The organism is Arthrobacter sp. S39 (assembly GCF_004320525.1).
Classification (GTDB): Bacteria; Actinomycetota; Actinomycetes; order Actinomycetales; family Micrococcaceae; genus Arthrobacter.
Window position 1 is genome coordinate 215,533 of record NZ_SIHX01000008.1, and the last position, 20,875, is coordinate 236,407.

Below are 20,875 nucleotides of genomic sequence, written 5' to 3' on the forward strand. Positions count from 1 at the left end.
GGAGCCTTGAAAGATATGTCCGAGTCGAACTACAACGACCTCCGCAGCGCACGATGGTTCGCGCCACACGACCTCACCGGATTCGTACACCGCACCGCCATCCAGGCTGAAGGCTTCTCACGCTTCGCCCTCAAAGACAAGCCAGTCATTGGCATAGCAAACTCCTGGTCGGAACTGGTCAACTGCAACATCCACTTCAAACTGTTGGCCGACGCCGTGAAGCGCGGGGTCCTCATGGCTGGCGGGCTGCCGCTGGAGTTCCCGACGATCTCCCTGGGTGAGAGCTTGATGAAGCCTTCGGCCATGCAGTTCCGGAACCTGATGGCCATGGACGTTGAAGAGTCCATCCGCGCCTACCCGCTGGATGCCATCGTGCTTCTGGGCGGCTGTGACAAAACCGTCCCAGCACAGCTCATGGGTGCCGCCAGTGCGGATGTTCCCACCATCATGCTGACGGGAGGCCCCCAGGAGCCCGCCCACTTCCGGGGGAAACAGCTCGGGGTTGGCACTGACACCTGGAAGTACGCAGATGAGTTGCGTGCAGGAAAGATCACCGAGGCGGACTTCGACGAGCTTGAATCCGCAGCGAAACCATCTGCCGGACACTGCAGTGAGATGGGCACTGCCTCCACCATGACATCCCTCGTCGAAGCCCTGGGCATGTGCCTGCCGGGTACTGCCTCAATCCCTGCAGTGGACGCGCGCCGCGCCCAAGCAGCCGAAGCCACAGGACGCAGGGCAGTGGAAATGGCCCTGACCCAGGGGCCGAAACCCAGCGAAATCTTGACCAAAGAAGCCTTTGATAACGCCATCACGCTCTTGATGGCTGTAGGTGGCTCCACCAATGCCGTCGTGCATCTCCTGGCGCTAGCGAGGCGCGTTGGTTACGAGCTGCCGTTGGATCGCTTCCACGAAATCTCGCAGCGCACGCCTCGCATCGTCAATGTCCGCCCATCGGGTGAATACTTGGTGCAGCAGCTGTTCCAGGTAGGTGGCATCTCCACGGTACTCAAGGAGCTGGCGCCACTCCTGAACAAGGACGCCATCACCGTCACGGGTGAGTCCCTTGAAGATGGCTACAAGACGGCACCGGAGCCGGACGGTGTCGTAGTCAGCACCCTCCAAGAACCCTTCGACGCTTCAGGTGGCATCGCCGTCGTCCGTGGCTCCTTGGCACCCAATGGTGCCGTGATCAAGAGAAGCGCAGCCTCCAAGGACCTGCTGCAGCACAAGGGGTCGGCGGTGGTGTTCGAGGACATTTACGACCTCGGCCGCAGGATTGATGATCCAGATCTGGATATCACGGAAGACTCCGTACTGGTCTTGCGCAACAGCGGCCCCGTAGGAGCTCCCGGTATGCCCGAGTGGGGCATGCTTCCCATTCCGGAGAGGCTGCTGCGCCGGGGCATCCGGGACATTGTCCGGATCTCCGATGCGCGAATGAGTGGCACGGCCTTCGGCACCACGGTCCTGCATGTTTCGCCGGAGGCTGCTGTGGGCGGTCCGCTGGCCATTGTCCGCGACGGCGATCCGATCGTGCTGGACGTCGAAAATCAGCGCCTCGACCTGGACGTCCCTGCCGAAGAGATCGAGGCCCGATTGGCCGAGCTCAAGCTCCCCGCGCCAAAATACCGGCGCGGCTACGGACGCTTGTTCATCGACCACGTGAACCAGGCACATGAGGGCTGCGACTTCGACTTCCTCAAGGGTTTGCCGGATGAAGAGCCGCAACGGCTGCCGTACGGACTGATGAGCGGTTGGCAGGGCGGCTGGTAGGCCGCCGCCGATACTAAGCACGAGTTTTAGGGGCGCTCCTGCGGAAGCGCCCCTTAAAAGGAGAAAATATGTCACGACCTAAAGTGATTGTCATCGTCCAGGAGGGCCGGCCGGTGCCACCCGTGGAACGTCTGAAGGACGAAGCGGAGGTGGTGGTGGTCCGGACGGCGGACGAGTTCCGGGCGGCGCTGCCGGGAACGGAGATCCTGTTCCTCAACGATTTCCGGACAAAGCTCCTGCGCGACGTTGGCCCGGGACAGTTGCGGTGGATCCACACCTCCAGCATCGGCGTCGACAGCCTCATGACCGAGGAGATCATCAACAGCGACATTGTTGTCAGCAACTCACGGGGCGTGTGCGAGAGGCCCATCGCGGAATGGGTCCTTGGCGTGCTGTTGATGTTCACCAAGGATCTGCGGCGAACCATCGAGCTGCAGCAGGCGCGGACATGGCAGCACCGGGAAACCGAGCCCTTGCTGGGCCGCAACGTGCTGGTGGTCGGCCCGGGACCGGTGGGACGCGAAACTGTATTGCTGTTGCGCGCGGCGGGCATGGAGGTGTCGGTGGTGGGCCGGACCGCCCGCGAGGACAAGCAGTTGGGCGCCATTGCCTCCTTCGACGAGCTGGATGCGCTCCTTGGAAAGGCCCAGGACGTGGTGCTGACTGTTCCCCTCACGGAGGAGACCCGCGGCCTGTTCAACGCCGCCCGGTTCGATAAGATGCGTGCCGGTGCCCGGTTGGTCAACGTAGGCCGCGGGGCCGTGGTGGTGGAGCAGGACCTCCTCGATGCGATCGACGCAGGTCACTTGGGTGCGGCAGCCTTGGACGTTTTCGAGAACGAACCCTTGGCGGCCGAAAATCCGCTGTGGAGCCGCAGCAACATCCTGGTTTCGCCCCATGCCTCCGGTGACCTGATCGGGTGGCGCGGACGTGTGGTGGACTGCTTTGCAAAGAACCTGCAGCAGTGGAAGACAGGGCAGCCGCTGGGCGACGTCGTGGACCTGAAAAAGCTCGGCGGGACTGCTCCAAAAGGGCTGTCTCAAGCTGGTACAGTACTCCCACAATCCGCGTCGATAGTGTGATTCAGCACTTTAAATTTCGTGACGAGGATTACATGTCTAGCTCAATAAAAGGCAAGCCAATAACGCCTACCCAGACCCAGGAAAACAAGCTCAGCGGAAATATGGGGGTGGGCGAGCTCGTGATGAACGTGCTCGCGTTCTCTTCCCCGCTGACCACCGTTGCCGGCACCTTGCCCGTAATGCTACTTTTCAGCGGCCGCACTGCTCCGGGGATTTATCTCCTGGTGACGCTGATGCTGCTGATCTTCTCGGTGGGGTTCGTCAAGATGAGCCGGAGCGTCGAGGCGCCAGGTGGCTTCTACTCCTTCGTCACCGCAGGGCTGGGAAAGCCGGCCGGGCTTGGCGGGGCGCTCTTGGCCCTGGTGGGCTACATCTTCATCGGATTCTTCGCGCCGTCCCTGTTCGCCCTCACGCTGCAGAGCTTTGTGGTCAATACCATGGGCGGTCCGGAAATCCCGTGGTATTGGTACGGGCTGGGCATCATCGTCATCACCACTATGTTGGCGTACAACCGGATCGACCTTTCCGCGAAAGTGCTGACTGTCGTCATGCTGCTTGAGTCAGCGGTTGTCATCATCTTCGATGTTGCGGCGTTCGCCTCGGGCGACGTGTCCCAAGGCGTTGGGTTCTCCATGCCGCGGATTACCGACGCCGGCTTGGGCCTTGCGCTGCTTTTCGCCGTCGGTAACTTCTTCGGTTTTGAAGCCACTGTCATCTACCGGGACGAGGTCAAGAACCCGGACCGGACCATCCCCAGGGCAACCTACCTGGCCGTGGTGGGCATCGGTCTGTTCTACGCAGTCGCAGCGTGGGCTTACACGGCGTTCCTGGGTGCGGATAACGTCCAGGAAGCGGCCAAGGCCAACACCGTGAACCTGTTCAACGACTCCGCAACGGTGCTGGTGGGCAAGATCTTCGCTGACATTGGTGTGGTCCTCCTGATTACGTCGATTCTGGCCTCGATGCTCTCGATCCAGAACATCGCGGCCCGTTACAGTTTCTCGCTGGCCGCTGATGGGGCACTCCCCAAGGCCTTGGGCCGGGTGCACCCCCGGCACAAGTCGCCGTACGTTTCAGCGCTGGCCGTGGGCATCTTGTGGGCCGTAGCAACCGTCCTGTTTACCGTAATAGGGGTTGCTCCTGAAGCCCTTTACCCGATCGCCAGTGGAAGCGGCACTTTCTCGGTCCTGTTGCTGATGTTTATCACGAGCTTCGCCGTCCTGGTCTACTTCGTCCGCCGCCGCGGATTCGCTCCTGAGCCCGTGTGGAAAACGATCGTGGCACCGATAGTGAGCGTGATCTTCCTCGGGTTGATCACCTACCTGGCGATCGCGAATTACCCGGAGCTGATCGGCGGTTCCGCCCTTATGACGGCTATTTTCATGTCCTTCACTTTCACCCTGTTTATTGGCGGAATTATCTACGCATACGTCCTGCGTTCAAGGCGTCCGGAAGTTTATGCACGCTTGGGCAGGCAAAAAATCGACCAATAGACATCTCAACGTCTGGAGACCTGCAATGACGCAACAGATCAGAGTGGGCCTGTTCGGGACCGGCAGGATCGGTCAAGTACACGCCATGAGTTTGGCAACCTTGGAAGAAGCAACGTTGGCCTGGGTGTGCGATCCATTTATAGAGGGTGCCAAGCGAACAGCCGCCGAATACGGTGGGCGCGTGAGCGACGATCCGGAAGAGGTCTTTGCTTCCGGGGAAGTCGACGCCGTTATTGTCGCCTCTCCGACGGCCACTCACGTGGACCTCATTGAACAGTCGATCGACGCCGGGATCCCGGTTCTGTGCGAGAAGCCAATCGACCTTGAGATTGCGCGGGTCGATGCTCTCCGGGCCAAGGCGGCAGCTGCCGACGTTCCCATCGCTTTGGGTTTCAACAAGCGCTTCGACAGGCATTTCGTTGAGCTCAGACGGCGTGTGGGGGCTGGCGAGATCGGGGCCTTGGAGCAACTGATCATCACCAGCCGGGACCCGGGGGAGCCGCCTGCGGCCTACCTCCCGCAGTCCGGTGGGATCTTCCGGGACATGACCATCCACGACCTGGACATGGCCCGCTACTTCATCCCGGACATCGTGGAGGTGTCGGCCGCGGGCGCGAACCTCTTCAGCGATGGCATCCGGCAGGCGGGCGACTTCGATTCGGCGGTGGTTACCTTGCGGGGTTCCAAGGATGAACTTGTGACCATCTTCAACTCGCGGCATTCCGCGTACGGCTATGACCAACGCATGGAAGCCTTCGGATCTGACGGCTTGCTTCACGTAGCGAACAAGAACGACAGCCTGGTCCGGCATTGGGGCGCAAGGTCCGTGGAGGGAATTGCTCCGTACCAGAACTTTTTCCTGGAGCGCTACGCTGAGGCGTATCGGCTTGAAGTCGCAGAGTTCCTGCGCGCTGTTCGCGGACTTCCCTCGCGGAGTCCGGGCTTCGAGGACGGCCGTGCGGCCCTGATCCTGGCTGACGGGGCGGAGAAATCCGCCCGGACCGGGGGAGCAATAGCAGTGGACCTCTCGGCCTGACCCTGAATTGCCCGGTTCGGGCACGGATTCTTTCGCAACAATCCGTGCCCGAACCGGGCTTTGCCCTTTAAGGAAAGTGAATTGTTTCCCACGGCAACAATTCAAGGCAAGGCGGTGTTTCAAAGTGGCACATCTGCCGCATTCTCCGGTCCGCCAAAGTTCAAGTAAGTGAAACAGTGTGGCAAGGGTCACGCAGCTGCGGGGCTTCCTTGGAAATACCCCAAGTCTGCAAAGTCAAACAACGTAGTTTGATGGGCCATCTGTCAAAGGTGTTTCACCGGTTCATTTGCATGGCCCTATCAAACGAGGATGAGATGACCGACGCACCACCGGCGACAGCTCCGCTAGTCGCCCTCAAGGACATACACAAGACATTCGGGGCGGTGTCCGCTTTGCGCGGAGTCAGCATCGATGTCATGCCCGGCGAAACCTTCGCACTTCTTGGAGACAACGCCGCCGGCAAGTCAACGCTCATGAAAGTGCTGACGGGCGTTTACCAACCTGACCGCGGCTCGATTGAGTTGGATGGGAAGCGGACCGAGTTCCCAACCCCTTCCGCTTCGCGCGACCAAGGCGTCGAGATGGTCTACCAAGACTTTGCCTTGGCAGACAACCTCGATGTCCGGACCAATATCTTCCTGGGCCGGGAGCCCCAGAAGAACATCCTGGGTCCGCTGTTGAGGATCATCGACAGGAAGAAGATGGAATCCGAGACCAAGCGCGTGCTGGAACGCCTGGACATTCCCATCAACCCGCGTCTGAAGGTCAAGCGACTCTCCGGTGGCCAGCGGCAGGCCGTGGCAATCGGACGGGCCCTGGCCTTCGACGCCCGCTTGATCATCATGGACGAGCCCACCGCAAACCTGTCGGTGGCCAAGGTGGACAAGCTCATCGAAGTAACCCAGCGCCTCAAGGACCTGGGCATCGCGGTCATCATCATCACCCACCGCCTCGACGAGGCCTTCGCAGTGGCAGACCGCTTCGCCGTCATGCGCCAAGGGCAAGTGGTGGGGCGGTTCCGCGTGGGCGAGGTTTCCGAAGCCCAAGTGGCCCACCTGATTTCCCACGGCACTCTGGACGACTACGTGGACACCGGCAGCGGCATCCCTGAGGAACGCCGCAAAATCGGAAGCACTTCATCAATGGAAACCGTTGATGCCTTGGCCGTGCGCGGTACTACGAACGGGAGCGACTTATGAGCATCACCATGGACAATCTGAAGACCAAGCTGGGCCCTGCCGAGCTTAAGGAAGGCCTGACCGCAACGAAGGTCAAGCGGTTCATTGGCGATTACGGAATCATCATCCTGTTCGTGGTGATCCTGGTCTTCCTCGCAGCAGCGGCGCCGAACTTCCTTACCCTGAACAACATCGTGAACGTCGTCAGGCAGTCCTCCATCATCGGACTGATCGCACTGGGAATGACCTTCATCATGATCACGGCAGGCATCGACCTGTCGGTGGGCTCCGTAGTCGGTCTGGCCGGCATGACCTTCGCCCTGCTCGCTCCTGCCAGCGGGGGCGCTTTTTGGCTCCCGCTGATCGCCGGGCTTGGCGTCGGGCTGTTGGTCGGTTTCCTGAGCGCGGCAATGGTTGTCTGGGGAGCCATCCTTCCCTTCCTGGCCACTTTGGCCACCATGGCCATAGCCCGCACAGCAGCATTGGTGATCACAGACGGGCAGGTTGTCTCCGGCCTGAGCGGACCGGCCGAGTGGCTGGGATCCGGCTTCATTGGGCCCGTCCCGGTACCCGTGATCATCTTCCTGGTGGCCGCCATCATCTGCGAGTTCGTGCTGAGCCGAACCAAATTCGGCTCCCATGTCTACGCTGTGGGCGGCAATGAGGAATCGGCCAAGAAAGTCGGCATCTCCACCAGCCGCGTACTGTTCACCGTCTACCTCATTGGCGGCGTCACTGCCGCCCTTGGCGGACTCGTTCTCACAGCGCGTCTGGACGGCGCCGCGCCGGTGGCAGGTACCGGCTACGAACTCCAGGTGATTGCCGCCGTCGTCATTGGCGGAACGAGCCTCTTTGGCGGCGTCGGCACCATCCGAGGAACCGTCATCGGCGTGCTTCTGCTGGGCGTGGTGATGAACGGTATGAACCTGATGGGCGTTTCCTCCTACTTCCAGCAAGGCGTACAGGGCGTGATCCTGGTCCTCGCCGTCCTACTGAACCGCTGGAAGTCCGACTGACCCAGCAACAAACAACGCATCACAACAATCTCCCAACGCACAGACACAAACCACTGAAAGGAACAACCATGGGTATGCGACGTAAGATCGCCGCGGCGGTCGCCATGATGGCTGCAGGAGCACTCACCCTCACCGGGTGTGCCGGCAGCAGCAACGCAAGCAGCAGCGGAGGGGCGGCCAAGACCTACAACATCGGCGTTGTGGTCCTTGACCTGCAAGACCCGGACCTGGCCCACATGACCGAGGCCATGAAGAAGACGGCGGAGGAAAAGGGCGTCAAGCTCAACATCACCGACTCCAAGAAGGATGTCGGCAGTGAACTGAACCAGGTTGAGGACCTCCTCACCCGTCAGGTGGACGCCGTCATCATGCAGCCGCTGGACGGCGATGCGAGCCAGAACGCGGCCAAGCGGGTCATTGCGGCCAACATTCCGCTGTTCATCTTGTCTACCGAGTTCGCCGACGGATCGGACGTCGGCTACAAGAGCTACATCGGCGTGGATGACACCGTGGCCGGCCAGATGCAGGCCGAATACCTCAACAAGATGATGCCCAACGGCGGCAACCTCGTGTTCGCGGCAGGCATCTACGGTGCATCCTGGACCGACCGCCGCAAGTCCGGCTTCGACAAGACCATCAATAAGAACTTCAAGATCGTGGCCGAATTCCAGGCCAAGGGCAGCCGGGATGACGCCAAGCGCAACATGGAGGACACCCTTCAGCGCTTCCCGTCCGGCCAGATTGACGCGGTTGTGGCCAACAACGACGAAATGGCCATCGGTGCGGCTTCCGCCATTGCCGATGCGGGACGCACCGCGGAGTTCAAGGCAGTGGTTGGCGTCGACGGTACCGATCCCGCGTTGCAGGACATCAAGGCGGGCACCATGTCCGCAACGGTCCGCCAGGACTCCGCGGGACAGGGCGTCAAGGCCGTTGAGGTAGTGACTGACTTCCTGAACGGCGCAAACGTGGACAACCGCTACACGCTGCCGTTCACGCTCATCACCAAGGACAACCTGTCTGAGTTCCTGAAGTAACTCTCCTCCGGACACGGACTCAGTAACGGGCACAGTGGATCCCTCCACTGTGCCCGTTCTGTTTTGGCACACTCCGGCAGGGTAACCACCTGCCTAAAATTCCAGCGGACCACTACGAATTGGAGAAGGCGAACATGCCCCATAGTGACGATGGAGACACGAAAGTTGGGCAGGTGCTGGCCGTGTTGCGCGGGCAAGGCATCGAGGTGGATAACTCTCCGCGACGGCTCTCCGAGTACTCCTACGATGCGTCCAACTACCGTGTCCGGCCTGCCGCCGTCGTCTTTCCGGCCAGCGTCGACGACGTCAGGAAAGTGGTGCGCGAATGTTCCGCCCTGGGCGTCCCCATCACCCCGCGCGGCGGTGGAACGTCCATGGCGGGAAACGCCATCGGTGAGTCTTTGGTGATCGACCTCTCGCGCCGCTTGACGAACGTGGACGCGTTCGACGAGAGTAAGGGGGCGATTTGGTCGGACGCCGGCGTGATCCTTGGCGAACTGCGCTCTTACGTCGAGAAAACGAGTAGTGGGGAGCTGACCTTCGCCCCGGACCCATCTTCGATGACGCGGGCCACGATCGGCGGCTCCATTGGCAACGACGCGTGCGGCAACCACTCGGTGGCCTACGGACGAATGACCCAGCATGTGCAGGAAGTGGAACTGGTTACGGCCGATGGTGCCCACCTGCATGCGGGACGTGGCTTCATCCGGGCCGTGGACACGGGGGACCAGCACTCCGTTGCCAGGGCCGCAGAACTGCTGGCAGGCCTGAAGGAGCTGGCCCAAACAAGCCTGGCCCCGCTGCGGGTTGAGCTGGGAAACATTCCCCGGCAGGTCTCCGGCTACCACCTGGGGCACCTCCTGCCGGAGAACGGCCTGGATGTGGCGGCCGCCTTGGCAGGCAGCGAAGGCACGTGCGCCTTGGTGGTGCGAGCAAAAGTGGGATTGGTCCCGAAGCCCCGAACCACGGCCTTGGTGTGTCTCGGATACGCGAATACTATCGACTCGGCCCGTGACGTGATGACAATCCTCGCTGCCAAGCCCAGCGCCATTGAGGGGCTGGACGCCTCTATTGTGGACATCATGCGCCACCGCCGGGGTGCCGCCAGCGTGGACTCACTCCCGCAGGGCAAGGCGTTCCTGATGGTCGAGTTCCCGGCGGACACCATGGAACAAGCCGCCGCTGACTGCGAACAACTGCTAGAGAAACTCAACGCCGATGGCCGCGTTGTGGACCACGGGATCGTCACCGAGCCGACAGAACGGGCCAAGCTGTGGCGGGTCCGCGAAGACGGCGCCGGGCTTTCCTCGCGCAGGATCGACGGAGTCCAGACCTGGCCCGGCTGGGAGGATTCCGCCGTTGCTCCTGAGCGCCTGGCTGACTACCTCGCGGAACTTCTGCCCCTGGTGCAGAAGTACGGCTACACAGCCTTCATGTACGGGCATTTCGGTGCGGGCTGCGTGCATATGCGCCTGGACTACGACCTCCGAAGCGACACTGGCCGAGAGTCCTTTGAGGACTTCACCCGCGAAGCAGCGGCACTCGTGGTGGCCCAGGGCGGCTCGCTTTCGGGGGAACATGGCGACGGCCGGGCACGCAGCGAACTGCTGGACGTGATGTATTCGCCCACGATGCTAGCCATCTTCAAGGCGTTCAAACACCTCTGGGATCCTGCCGGAGTCCTCAACCCTGGAATAATCGTGAACCCCGAGCCCTTCGCTGCTTCGCTGGCTCTTGAGGGTGTGCCCCAGCCGGGTCCTGCGTACGGTGAGCCGGCCGAGGTGCCGGGTGCCGCCGTCGTACCTTCTTCAGCTGGCCGCAGCCTGTTGCCGGTGGCGAGCCCCTTCGTCGGCAATACTCACGCCTGCATCGGAGTGGGTCGCTGCCGTGCAACCACCGGCGGCTTCATGTGTCCCAGCTACCGTGCCACCAAGGACGAGAAGGACTCGACGCGAGGCCGCGCCAGGGTCCTCCAGGAACTTACCCGCACCAAAGGCACCAGCCACGGAGGCTGGTCCAGTCCGGAGGTCAGGGAGGCGCTGGATCTGTGCCTGTCCTGCAAGGCCTGCTCGGCCGACTGCCCCACTGGGGTGGATATCGCAGAGGCCAAGTCGGAACTGGTGGATGAGCATTACCGCGGCAGGATCCGACCCTTTACGCACTATTCGATCGGTTGGCTGCCGCGGTGGCTACCACTTTTGACGCACATTGCGCCTATCGCCAACGCGGGGACCGGCTTCCGGCCGTTCCGGTGGATGGGCGAAAAGTTGGGCATTAGCGCACGACGGCGGCTCCCGGCCTTTGCGGTGTCGGGCCGCATACAGCGGCGAGTGAGGGAGGCACAGTTCACGGACAATGCCGATGTGCTGCTGTTCATCGACAGCTTCACACGCGCCTTCCGACCCGAAGTGGTTCCGGCCGCTGCCCGGGTGCTGCGCGCATCGGGCAGTTCTGTGGGCTGCACACCGGACGCCTGCTGCGGACTGACCTGGATCTCCACGGGACAGCGCGATGGAGCACGACGGCGGCTGGCGAAGTTGATCAGCAGGCTCGACGACGGCACGGACCGCGACATCGTGGTCCTGGAACCCAGCTGCGCGGCCACCATCCGCGACGAAGGTCCCAAGATGGTGGGCGGTGCAGCAGCCGCGCGCGTGGCTGCCCGGATCCGCTCGTTCTCCGTGGCTGTCGATGAGGCTATCAAACGTGGCTGGAAGCCGTCCGCCGTTCCCCCCAAAACCGCTGTACTGCAAACCCATTGTCACGAGCATGCGGTCTTCGGTTCGGGCGCACAAAAACGGGTCCTGGAGGCGTGGGGAGTACCCAACATTGTGGAGTCGTCCTCGTGCTGTGGAGTGGCCGGAAACTTTGGCTTTGAGGCCGAGCACTTCGACATGTCCATGAAGGTGGCCGATCACTCCATTGCGCCGGCGCTGGAGAGCAGTGACGGGCTTGTCCTCACCGACGGTTTCAGCTGTGCCATGCAGGTCTCGCAAATTGATCCGGAACGCTTCAGCAAGCATCTGGCGATTGCCTTGGATCCCCTGAGTGCCCGATGGACGGAGAACTAGGTGGCGTATCTCGGCATTTTCCTCATTCTGGTGGCGGCGGGGTTGCGTTTGGCAGGCGGGCATTTAGCCGGACCGTCCCGCGGGCCCCGGGTAACGGCCAGCTTCCGTGGCGTCCACGCTGTTCCCTTGGGAGCTGCTGCTTTCCTGGTGGCTGCCAGCGGGGTCTTTATCTTCGCTGTGGGCATCAGCGTAGACGGTTGAGCCGTGTCTCAAACTGACACGGTTGCCTCGGGGTCCCGTGACAGATGCTGGAAGTGACCCACTAGCCCCATTACTTTTGAGAGTTGATCTCGATGATGAACAGGAAGCTCGCGCAGGGACGGCATGTTGAATGGTTGCGGGCATCGGCACACTTCAATGAAACCGATCTCGGTGAACGGACCGACCTTCAGCTGAAGCGCTCCGGGAAACTCGTTCACCGTCTCCTCCAGGACATGGCAGGAGGCCGCGACAGCGACGCCTCGCCGTGGCCAACGCCGGGCACCTAGCCCCTCAAGCCGCGGGTCCGTAGCGTTTGTTCCTGGCACTGTGTCCAAGCGCTACGGCCCGCTTCCTTTACGCCAGGAGGCAGAGTTGGGCATTCATGGATCCGCGGTCAGGGCAGTTTCGCCGCAAGCGGCGTCCGGGGCCTGGGAGGCCTCGCCAACTTCCTACGTGTTGCCTGTCGACTTCGGCGGTTTCGCGGGGCCGGACCTGGCTACGGCTTCCCTGCTTCTCGATATGCCACCGCGAACTTTGATCAGGCGCCTGTGCAGGACCAAGCACACCGTCAGGTCGTTCGCTGCGCCCGCGGCCTCCGCCCTGATAGAGATTCCGTGGGGGAGGCATTGGCACCAAATGGCCTACGCCGGCAGACGGATCAAAGCGGTCCCTCAGGGCTCCCTTACCCTTTCTGTCCTCGGCGTGACTCTCACCAGCTGCGACGGGTACACGGATGACCTCGTAGTGGGACGGGTACCGCAGTGCTTTGCCGACTGCCTCATAGGCAAAGGTGACTCGGTGTGGTTTAGGTCTTCTCAACCTAACGACTGTTAGTTAGACTCATTCCGTTACGACCCTTTTGAGGATGAAATGAGTCCATCTCCGCGTGAGCAGGCGAACGCTGCTGTCCGGGAATTCCTAGCCAAGCGTGACTGGGCGGCGCAGACGCCCGCAAGGAAGCGGATCCTCGTAGCCTTCCTCCGGCTGGCCGCCACCAATGGTTACAACTCAGTGAGCATGCGTACGCTGGGCCGCGAGCTGGGCCTGAAGGCGCCAAGCCTCTATTCCAGTTTTCCGAAGGGCAAGGACCAGATCGTGGCCGAGTCCCTCCTTTGGTTTACCCACGGATTCGCCCGTGACCTCCTTGATGCAGTGCAAGAATCTCCGTGTGCGGGCGACTACTGGGCGGCCCTTGTCCGTTTCCATGTCGCCCAGCAGGTGAGCACGCCCGAAGCTGATCTTTGGAATCTTCTGGTTGCTTCGGACAAGGTGGCAGGGTTCCTAGGTCAAGAACTGCGTGAAGAGCTGGCCTTTTGGCAGAGCCTGCACGAGGAGATGTATACCGCTGCGGCCGAAGAAATGGGGCTCGCCGTCACGCGGCAAACAATCCAAGCCATTTTTACGCTGCTCGACGGGGCCGCCCACTGGTCCGCTTGGGACGGCACGGTGGCGCATCTGGAAAGCCTGACGGACTACGGGGTGGCCCTCAGCCGATCCTTGCTTGAGGCGGGGACCCGAACCCCGGCGGGGGCATAGCCGGGCTGTCCCAACATGACACAACACCCTTTCCTGCCCGGTCGATACTGTGATTCAGAACTCAATATTCAGTGATGAGGATTACATGAACAACACCACGCTCGAGGCACCAAAGGTATCGCTTCAGACCCGGGAGAACCGGCTCAGCGGCAACATGGGAGTGGGCGAACTCGTGATGAACGTGCTCGCTTTCTCTTCACCTCTGGCTACAGTGGCGGGAACGCTCCCGGTCCTGCTGATGTTCAGCGGGCAAACCGCACCTGCCATCTACTTGCTCGTGACGCTCATGCTCCTGATCTTCTCGGTGGGATTTGTCAAGATGAGCCGAAGCGTCCAGGGCCCGGGCGGCTTCTACTCCTTCGTCACAGCTGGACTGGGCAAGCCGGCCGGCCTCGGTGGCGCTTTCCTGGCCCTATTTGGCTACATTTTCATCGGATTCTTCGCGCCATCGTTCTTCGGGGTAACGCTTCAGGGGTTCGTTCTTAACACCCTCGGCGGTCCAGACATCCCTTGGTACTGGTACGCGCTGGCCATTACTGCCGTAACTACTCTGCTGGCCTACAACCGCATTGATCTGTCGGCCAAACTGCTGACCATCGTGATGCTGCTTGAAGTGGCGATCATCGTGGTGTTTGACGTCGTTTCGTTCTCGGCCAACGGACTGGGGGCAGTGCAGAGTGCAGGGTTCGCTCTGCCGTCCATCACTGACGCAACCCTTGGCCTGGCACTGCTTTTCGCCGTTGGCAACTTCTTCGGGTTCGAAGCCACTGTTATCTACCGGGACGAGGTCAAGAACCCCGACAAGACCATCTCTCGCGCCACGTATCTGGCCGTGGCTGGCATCGGCATCTTCTATGCAGTGGCAGCGTGGGCCTTCATCGCCTTCTTCGGTGCCGACAAGATTCAGTCCGAGGCAGCGAACAACACGGTGAATCTTTTCAATGACGCACTCGTCGGCCTTATGGGACGGATCTTCGCCGATATCGCAGTCATTCTGCTCATCACGTCGGTTTTGGCTTGCATGCTCTCCATCCAGAACATTGCCGCCAGGTACAGCTTCGCGCTGGCCTCGGACCACGCTCTGCCTTCTTTCCTGGCCCGGGTGCATCCAAAGCACAAGTCGCCGTACGCGTCGGCATTGGCCGTAGGTATTGTGTGGGCGGTAGCAATCGTGCTGTTTACAGTCATCGGGGTGGCTCCGGAGGTGTTGTATCCGATTGCAAGCGGCAGTGGCACGTTTGCGGTGCTGCTCCTGATGTTCATTACGAGCTTCGCTGTCCTGGTGTACTTCATACGCCGCCGCGGCTTCGCTCCGGAATCGTTGTGGAAGACGGTCGTCGCACCTTTCATCAGCGTTCTGTTCCTTGGAGCCATCACCTACCTGGCAATCGCCAACTACCCGGAGCTCATAGGTGGATCGGCGGTGCTGACAGTCATCTTCATGACGTTCACCTTCGCGCTTTTCTTCGGCGGAATCGTCTACGCCTTTTTCCTGCGTACAAAGCGTCCCGACATCTACGCGCGGCTGGGCCGGCAGAAGATCGACTGATTCGAACTCCTTTATAGATCCCGATCCGGGTCACCTTGCATGAGATCGCCTACCCATGGCAGGTATCCGCGGTGGAAGACCATTCCCTCCGGCAGCCCGTCTACGGAAACCGATGAGCCGGAAATGTTGATATTGATCCTGCCCTCACCGATCGGCGCGTTGGCGATGTGCAAATCGCCGTAACTTTCCGGAAGGACAGGGTCCATCCAAATGCCACCCTGGGATACATCGGGATCGTACCGCATGAGAGTGGACACCAGCATTATGGGTGTGGTGGCGGCCCACGCCTGGGGCGAGCAGGCAGTGGGGTAGGGCACGGGAGCTGAGAACGCCTCGCGACTGAAGCCACAGAACAATTCTGGCAGCCGACCATCCGAGAACTCGGCAGCCTCCAGTAGAGCCGTCGAGATACGCTGTGCTTCCTCCACGAAGCCATAGCGCATAAGGCCCACCTGGATAATGGCGTTGTCGTGCGGCCAGACAGATCCGTTATGGTAGCTGACGGGGTTATAAGCGTCCATGTCGTCAGCCAGGGTACGCACCCCCCAGCCGCTGAACATTCGATCGGACATCAGATGCTCTACTACGCTGGGTGCCTTGTCGTCGTCGACGATGCCGGTGGCCAGACAGTGTCCCATGTTGGAGGCGCAGGCATCGACCGGGCGCTTGTGGCCGTCCAGGGCGATTGCAAAGTAGCCCTTGTCCGGCAACCAAAACCGGTCATTGAACTGCTGCTTCAGGCGGAGCGCGCGAGCGCGGAGTTGGGCCGCTTTGGCCTCGTCGCCGACCTCATGCGCCATCCAAGCCGATGCTAAACATGCGCTGTAAACATAGCCCTGCACCTCGCTCAGCGCTATTGGGGCTTCGGCCAGGGTTCCGTCGGCGAAGTTAATGCCGTCCCATGAGTCTTTCCATCCTTGGTTGATGAGGCCTCTATCGTTAAGGCGGGCGTATTCGACGAAGCCGTCTCCATCCCTGTCGCCGTAATTCCAGATCCAGTCCATGGCGCGGTCCGCATGGGGCTGCAGGTCAGCGATGGTCTCTTTAGCGAAACCCCATCGGCTGACTTCGCCCAACACCATCAGAAATAGCGGCGTAGCATCGACGCTCCCGTAATACGCCGACTTTCCGCCAAGTGCAAGGCCACTGGACACGTCCAGACGTACCTCGTGAAGGATCTTTCCGGGTTCTTCCTCGCTCAGGGGATCTACGACACTTCCTTGCAGGTCCGCTAGCGTTTGTAAAGTACCCAGTGCCAAAGAGGGATCGACAGGGAGTGCCATTGTCGAGGCCCAGAGAGAGTCCCGCCCGAAGAGTGCCATGAACCACGGCGCCCCCGCGGCAACGACCACGCGCTCGGGATGCTTAGGGTCCTCGATCCGCAATGCCCCCAAATCTTCGTAGCTGCGCCGAAGTGTTCGTTCGATGGACCGATTGCCCATGTGCACCAGGGGGATTTTGCCCACCCACTCCTGCCTGCGACGGTCGCTTGGCGAGAGGGTCTCTTTGTCCAAGTGCACACGGGGCAGAGTGCCTTCCACGCCCCACGGCGCCACCCTAAGCTGCGCGTTCCATTGTCCGTGCGGAGGAACTGTCGTCCTGTACGTGACAGCCTCTGGTGTCACCACTGCGGCGGGGCCACCGTCGATATTAACGCCCTTGGTAATTTCCTGCCACGTTGCCCGGATGATCAGCGAGTGGGCCTCCACTTGCCTGGTTTCCTGCCACGTGCGCTGCACGCGCGCCTCCTTCACTTCGAAGAGGTCCGCAAAATCTGACTCAACCTCCAGCGCGATGACACATTCCGCGGGCAGTCCAGAATAATTCCGGACGGTGATCTGCTCGGTGATGCCAGTGTCCACTTCGCGTAGTCGTTCCACGACCAGCGGGCTGTCTGCCCTCCCGTCCCGGCGTGGTACCCGACCGGCAAAGAGAACCCGGTAGGGCTGTTTGACGTCCGAGGCAAGTGCCTCAACGGGCTGTCCATCCACCGAGAGCTTCCAACAGGACAGGATGCGTGTGTCTTCGTAGAAAAGCCCATGCGGGAGGCCGGGAACTATGTCCCCGTTGGTTAGCGAGATGCAGAAGTTGGATCCTTCCACCAGCGTGACGGCCGCGCCCAATGCTCCGGCCGCCGTGTCAGCATTCCACCCAGCCATTGTGGCTCCTTTGAGGATCGACATCGGAGTGGTTGTTCACGGACGCCCGCTGTCACCGTGCTATCTGATGCCTCGTCGTCAGTATTTCTGACGCTACGCTTGTCGTCGCGCGGGTACCAGCCCTCAGCTGGCTCATAGTACGGGTTTGGTGGGTCAGTCTCCGGGGTAGCGCGGGATAGCGCAATCGTGCATGGGAGTTCGTAGGTACCAAGGAGTGCTTGGGTGACTCCTTGGGCTTGCCCTACACATTCCATCGACCGGATGAACCATCTACCGAATCGGCCGTACGAGGGTTTTAACGTTCCGGAAATGCGGAATGTCAACAGAGGAAATCTTTGCCTCATAGGTTTGAGTCAACGCCGGAAGGGCTACAAAATTCGAGTTGAATCGTACTGGAAGGGGTCTGGACTGTGAAGTCTCGAAACTTGGCTTCCCGTGGAGCTGTTGAGTCGAAGTCTCGAAACTCAGCGTCCAAGGAATCAGGTGCATCGTGGTCCGGAGCGCGGGAAACGGCTGATGTTGCGCGAATGTTTATAGGGCCGTATGACGCAGCCTGCCAACGGCCTGGTTGTTTTTGCCTGGAATCCCGTTAGCAGCTGATGTCGTGGGCGCGGCCAAGTCTTCCCTGCTTGGTGGCTTCGGCGTTCAGTGTGCGAGGCCCGCACCGATTTCAACCACCAAAACTCCGGCTCCGATGAGCACTATCCCGACGGCCATGAGTGGCGTCAGTGGTTCGTTGAAGAAGATGCGGGCCGATACTGCTGTGAGTGCCACACCGCAGGCTACCCAGATTCCGTACCCCACCCCAAGAGCAAGCCCTTCGCTCAAGGCCAGGCTAAGGAAGACGAAAGCAGAGAAATAGCCGGCAACTATGGGAATCAGCCAGAGTTTCTTCTTCAGTCCTTCCGAAGCCCGCAAGGACATGGTGGCGCTGACTTCCGTAACGATGGCCAGGCTCAGGAAAACCCAGCTCATGTCGCATCTTTCGCTTCTTGGACGCGCTTGGCTTTCTGCGATCCAAGCTCGACTGTTACGACGCCCGCGAGGATGCACAGCATGCCAAGACCCATCAGCCAAGTAAGGGTCTCGTCAAAGATGAGAGCGGACAAAATAGCCGTGGTGGTTACTCCACCTGCGCCCCAGGCGCCGTAAGCGACACTGATGGACATGCCCAAGCGCAGGCATATTGTCAGCAGTCCGAATGCTGCGATGTAGCCGACGACGACCAGCACGTACCAGCCTGGCGTTTCCATGGCGGCTTTGAGGGCGAGGGTAGCGCTCACCTCTGTCAGGATGGCACCGCCGAGTGCCAGCCACTTCTTCACTCTGCTTCTCCGCCCCGGGTCAGCTCCATCAGTTGCGCCAAAATGACGGATCGATCGGCTGCGCTCGGTCTAAGTACCCCGCTGGCTTGCGCGGCCCATAAGCCATCCGCAGCCAAGCGCGCGGTCATGAGCCGGCTGCGCTGCCCAGGGGGCATACCCTCGGGCAGCGACAACCAAGGCTCAAGTGGGCCAGTCCAGGCCGCTTGCAGCTCAGGCCAATAAGCGGACTGAAACCAAAGCGCCCATTCCGCGCGCATGTTTTCCCCCTGGGCCGCAGCCTGAATGTAGGCCCGGTACCGGTCAGCTACCGTTGCCGTCTCCGGGCTCGTGCCAAGGAGGTCAATCATTCTTCGCCGGAGTTGGTGGGCGGCATGTTCGACCAAGGCCACCATGAGTGCTTCACGGTTTGGAAAGTGGTACATCAGGCCAGGCTTGGTTAGCCCGGCTTCGCTGGCAACCCGCTCAAGGGTGATGGTGGCACCTTGGTCCGAGCCGGCTACGCGTAGGCCTGCGTCAAGGATTCGGGGGCGTTGGCTTTCTCGCACATCCAAACTTTACCATCCGGAAGGTAAAGTTTGTCTGACGTAGGTGGTGAGTTCGTCCTAGTGGCTTCCATAAACTGCACCCTCATCGTGGCGCATACGTGCGCGTGACAACGATGTGGAGCGAGCCGGTTTCGATCGCGCGAAGGTATTGAGTCGACGCGGCTGTAGATGTCGTCGCTGACCTCGAATGAGCCGAACCACCACGGGCCTGGAGAACTGGATCTCATCATGGCCTGCCGGTGACACCGATAAGCGTTCTTCCGTCAAGCTGGCTTGCGAGGGCAGCAGTCATGGCAAGTTGAAGCCGTTTCGGTAGGCGGTGTTTTTGTTGGTGTTCCAGCCTGCGATGATGCCGGCGCCCAGCATGTGGTCGGTGAGGCGTGCGAAGCGGTAGCCGGGATTGGTGTCGAGTGCGAGTTGGAGGTATTGATGGGCTTTGGATCCTCTACCTTCCCACCAGTTGATATAGCCGATGGTGGTGAGGATGGGTGCTGCGTGTTGTGGGGCTGTGAGGGTGTAGGTGTGGGTGAGGAGTTGTTTGGCCCATTCGATCCGAGACCAGTTCGGTGCCGTGGTGGTTTGGGCGAAGAGGATGTGTTCGGGTGGTTCGTCGATGCCGGGGATGTCTGCCATGAGCCGGTCGCGGATGTGGGGGAATTGGTAGTAGGCGATGAGCTTCAGGACGCTGTCGTCGGTGGGGTAGTCCTTGGTCTCCAGCATTGTGGTCCAGAGCTGGCGTGCGTCACGGGCCGCTTCAGTTGGTGACCCGTTGACGATCGTTTCCATGTGGTGTTCGACGGCGGCCGCGTGTTCTTGCTTGTCGGTCGCCACCGGGAGGGTCACCTGGTTCGAAGCTGCGATGGTGCTGCCGCGGTAGATGAATTCGGCGTTAACTTGGGAGTATTCGGTGGCGCTGAGGGGGATGGCGATGTCGGGCCCGGGTGGGGTGTCGTAGGGGGAGTACGCACTGTCGGTGACGTAGATGCCGTCGCGGATGGTGATGCCTTCCTGGGCGAGGACGCCAGTGAGGGCTGCGATCGTGGCCCGGTGCGGCCTGGCCTCGCCGGGCTCTGGCGGTTGGGTCGTGTAGAGGGCAAAGACGATGCATGTCGCTCGTTCGTCCGTGGTGAGGTAGGCGGCGACGGTGCGGGCGAAGTGGACCTCGTAGCCTGGTTGCTTGGGGAGGTCGATGCGGAGTGTGGCGCCGACTTTGTCCATGTCGAGGGTGATGCAGACGAGGCTTTCTTGGGGCCAGAATCCTAGGGTGTGGCCGATGAAGCTGAGCAGGTCGGCGGGGTCCTTGATGGTGAGCGCATTCATTGTCCTGTCTCCCTTATGTGTTGTCTCACGTGACTCGCAGTGGATACCGCTCGAGGGGACCACCGTGCCGATCGCGGCGCAACCAATAGGCTCAGCGAGCGTTCGGCTATTTAGAAGGCCCTACGGCAGAGATGCATCTGGTAATTCATGCGGATCCATAGCCGCGGCACCATGACCGTTGACGTCCCAAACTTCATCCCGCAGTAACAGGTCCAGCCAGGGACAGTGGTGCTGCTTTGCAGGTTGATCCCACCGATCGCGCACATGGGCGTCAGAGTGCACGGGCTTGGTTAGCCCAGACAGTCAGATGCCTATAGGAGAGGGGGCTGGTCGAAGACGCGACATACGCGCCGTTATCGGCAGGGGACGTAAGACGGGGCCATGCATATCTGATGCAACTTGAGATGGACACCGCAGAGTCCCCGCCCGCACTTGAGTAAACACCGTCACGCGTCTGTGTCGGTGCCGGCGTCAAAATCTCTCGTCCACGGAACGGAGGTTGCTGAGTTCCGGGATGACTCCGGGGCTGTCCTGCGTGGCTGAGCCCTCAC

General features: G+C 61.0%; 15 protein-coding genes. 11 read left to right on the forward strand and 4 right to left on the reverse strand.

Features of this window, described 5'->3' with window-relative positions; genetic code table 11:
* The first annotated feature begins 15 nt into the window (after window positions 1-15).
* From EYS21_RS16905 to EYS21_RS16960, 11 genes are all read left to right on the forward strand, one after another.
* On the forward strand, window positions 16-1,776 hold the full coding sequence (locus EYS21_RS16905) for an IlvD/Edd family dehydratase (RefSeq protein ID WP_165478340.1): 1,761 nt from the start codon (window positions 16-18) through the stop codon (window positions 1,774-1,776).
* Window positions 1,777-1,844: 68 nt separating this feature from the next.
* Window positions 1,845-2,858 (forward strand): D-2-hydroxyacid dehydrogenase, encoded by a 1,014-nt coding sequence (locus EYS21_RS16910; protein ID WP_131134397.1) that lies wholly within the window; start codon window positions 1,845-1,847, stop codon window positions 2,856-2,858.
* Between the two features lie 32 nt (window positions 2,859-2,890).
* On the forward strand, window positions 2,891-4,351 hold the full coding sequence (locus EYS21_RS16915; RefSeq protein ID WP_131134398.1) for an APC family permease: 1,461 nt from the start codon (window positions 2,891-2,893) through the stop codon (window positions 4,349-4,351).
* 25 nt (window positions 4,352-4,376) lie between these two features.
* A complete protein-coding gene (gene iolG / locus EYS21_RS16920; protein WP_131134399.1) occupies window positions 4,377-5,387 on the forward strand; it encodes an inositol 2-dehydrogenase in 1,011 nt (336 codons plus the stop codon).
* Window positions 5,388-5,701: 314 nt separating this feature from the next.
* On the forward strand, window positions 5,702-6,586 hold the full coding sequence (locus EYS21_RS16925) for an ATP-binding cassette domain-containing protein (RefSeq protein ID WP_165478341.1): 885 nt from the start codon (window positions 5,702-5,704) through the stop codon (window positions 6,584-6,586).
* Complete coding sequence (locus EYS21_RS16930; protein ID WP_242633464.1) at window positions 6,583-7,581, forward strand: ABC transporter permease; 999 nt, start codon at window positions 6,583-6,585, stop codon at window positions 7,579-7,581. Before EYS21_RS16925 ends, EYS21_RS16930 begins: the two co-directional genes overlap by 4 nt.
* Before the next feature lie 68 nt (window positions 7,582-7,649).
* Window positions 7,650-8,618 (forward strand): sugar ABC transporter substrate-binding protein, encoded by a 969-nt coding sequence (locus tag EYS21_RS16935; protein WP_131134401.1) that lies wholly within the window; start codon window positions 7,650-7,652, stop codon window positions 8,616-8,618.
* Window positions 8,619-8,752: 134 nt separating this feature from the next.
* Entirely contained in the window at window positions 8,753-11,689 is a 2,937-nt protein-coding gene (locus tag EYS21_RS16940; protein WP_207307801.1) for an FAD-binding and (Fe-S)-binding domain-containing protein, read from the forward strand.
* A gap of 293 nt (window positions 11,690-11,982) precedes the next feature.
* Window positions 11,983-12,177, forward strand: coding sequence for a hypothetical protein (locus tag EYS21_RS16950; protein ID WP_131134404.1), 195 nt, complete (start codon window positions 11,983-11,985; stop codon window positions 12,175-12,177).
* A gap of 583 nt (window positions 12,178-12,760) precedes the next feature.
* The gene (locus EYS21_RS16955) at window positions 12,761-13,426 is read left to right on the forward strand and encodes a TetR/AcrR family transcriptional regulator (protein ID WP_131134405.1); all 666 of its coding nucleotides are present in this window, start codon (window positions 12,761-12,763) and stop codon (window positions 13,424-13,426) included.
* A gap of 85 nt (window positions 13,427-13,511) precedes the next feature.
* Window positions 13,512-14,975 carry an APC family permease gene (locus EYS21_RS16960; protein WP_131134406.1) on the forward strand — a complete coding sequence of 488 codons (1,464 nt, stop codon included), beginning with the start codon at window positions 13,512-13,514 and terminating at the stop codon, window positions 14,973-14,975.
* A gap of 11 nt (window positions 14,976-14,986) precedes the next feature.
* On the opposite strand, the gene EYS21_RS16965 is transcribed toward EYS21_RS16960, so the two are convergent.
* The 4 genes from EYS21_RS16965 to EYS21_RS16985 all read right to left on the reverse strand — a co-directional run bounded on the left by EYS21_RS16965 (window position 14,987) and on the right by EYS21_RS16985 (window position 20,324).
* Window positions 14,987-17,134 carry a glycogen debranching N-terminal domain-containing protein gene (locus EYS21_RS16965; protein ID WP_131134407.1) on the reverse strand — a complete coding sequence of 716 codons (2,148 nt, stop codon included), beginning with the start codon at window positions 17,132-17,134 and terminating at the stop codon, window positions 14,987-14,989.
* A 645-nt stretch (window positions 17,135-17,779) separates the two neighbouring features.
* Window positions 17,780-18,109, reverse strand: coding sequence for an SMR family transporter (locus EYS21_RS16970; RefSeq protein ID WP_131134408.1), 330 nt, complete (start codon window positions 18,107-18,109; stop codon window positions 17,780-17,782).
* A complete protein-coding gene (locus tag EYS21_RS16975; RefSeq protein WP_165478342.1) occupies window positions 18,106-18,459 on the reverse strand; it encodes an SMR family transporter in 354 nt (117 codons plus the stop codon). Before EYS21_RS16975 ends, EYS21_RS16970 begins: the two co-directional genes overlap by 4 nt.
* Before the next feature lie 833 nt (window positions 18,460-19,292).
* Entirely contained in the window at window positions 19,293-20,324 is a 1,032-nt protein-coding gene (locus EYS21_RS16985) for a DUF4192 domain-containing protein (RefSeq protein WP_131134410.1), read from the reverse strand.
* Window positions 20,325-20,875 lie beyond the last annotated feature (551 nt).

Bases quoted from the DNA above. Each gene is read 5' to 3' on its own strand.
- EYS21_RS16965 (WP_131134407.1), bottom strand. From the start codon at position 17,134: ATGGCTGGGTGGAATGCTGACACGGCGGCCGGAGCATTGGGCGCGGCC.
- EYS21_RS16925 (WP_165478341.1), top strand. From the start codon at position 5,702: ATGACCGACGCACCACCGGCGACAGCTCCGCTAGTCGCCCTCAAGGAC.
- EYS21_RS16955 (WP_131134405.1), top strand. From the start codon at position 12,761: ATGAGTCCATCTCCGCGTGAGCAGGCGAACGCTGCTGTCCGGGAATTC.
- EYS21_RS16940 (WP_207307801.1), top strand. From the start codon at position 8,753: ATGCCCCATAGTGACGATGGAGACACGAAAGTTGGGCAGGTGCTGGCC.
- EYS21_RS16935 (WP_131134401.1), top strand. From the start codon at position 7,650: ATGGGTATGCGACGTAAGATCGCCGCGGCGGTCGCCATGATGGCTGCA.
- EYS21_RS16905 (WP_165478340.1), top strand. From the start codon at position 16: ATGTCCGAGTCGAACTACAACGACCTCCGCAGCGCACGATGGTTCGCG.
- EYS21_RS16915 (WP_131134398.1), top strand. From the start codon at position 2,891: ATGTCTAGCTCAATAAAAGGCAAGCCAATAACGCCTACCCAGACCCAG.
- EYS21_RS16950 (WP_131134404.1), top strand. From the start codon at position 11,983: ATGATGAACAGGAAGCTCGCGCAGGGACGGCATGTTGAATGGTTGCGG.
- EYS21_RS16910 (WP_131134397.1), top strand. From the start codon at position 1,845: ATGTCACGACCTAAAGTGATTGTCATCGTCCAGGAGGGCCGGCCGGTG.
- EYS21_RS16970 (WP_131134408.1), bottom strand. From the start codon at position 18,109: ATGAGCTGGGTTTTCCTGAGCCTGGCCATCGTTACGGAAGTCAGCGCC.
- iolG (WP_131134399.1), top strand. From the start codon at position 4,377: ATGACGCAACAGATCAGAGTGGGCCTGTTCGGGACCGGCAGGATCGGT.
- EYS21_RS16960 (WP_131134406.1), top strand. From the start codon at position 13,512: ATGAACAACACCACGCTCGAGGCACCAAAGGTATCGCTTCAGACCCGG.
- EYS21_RS16985 (WP_131134410.1), bottom strand. From the start codon at position 20,324: ATGAATGCGCTCACCATCAAGGACCCCGCCGACCTGCTCAGCTTCATC.
- EYS21_RS16930 (WP_242633464.1), top strand. From the start codon at position 6,583: ATGAGCATCACCATGGACAATCTGAAGACCAAGCTGGGCCCTGCCGAG.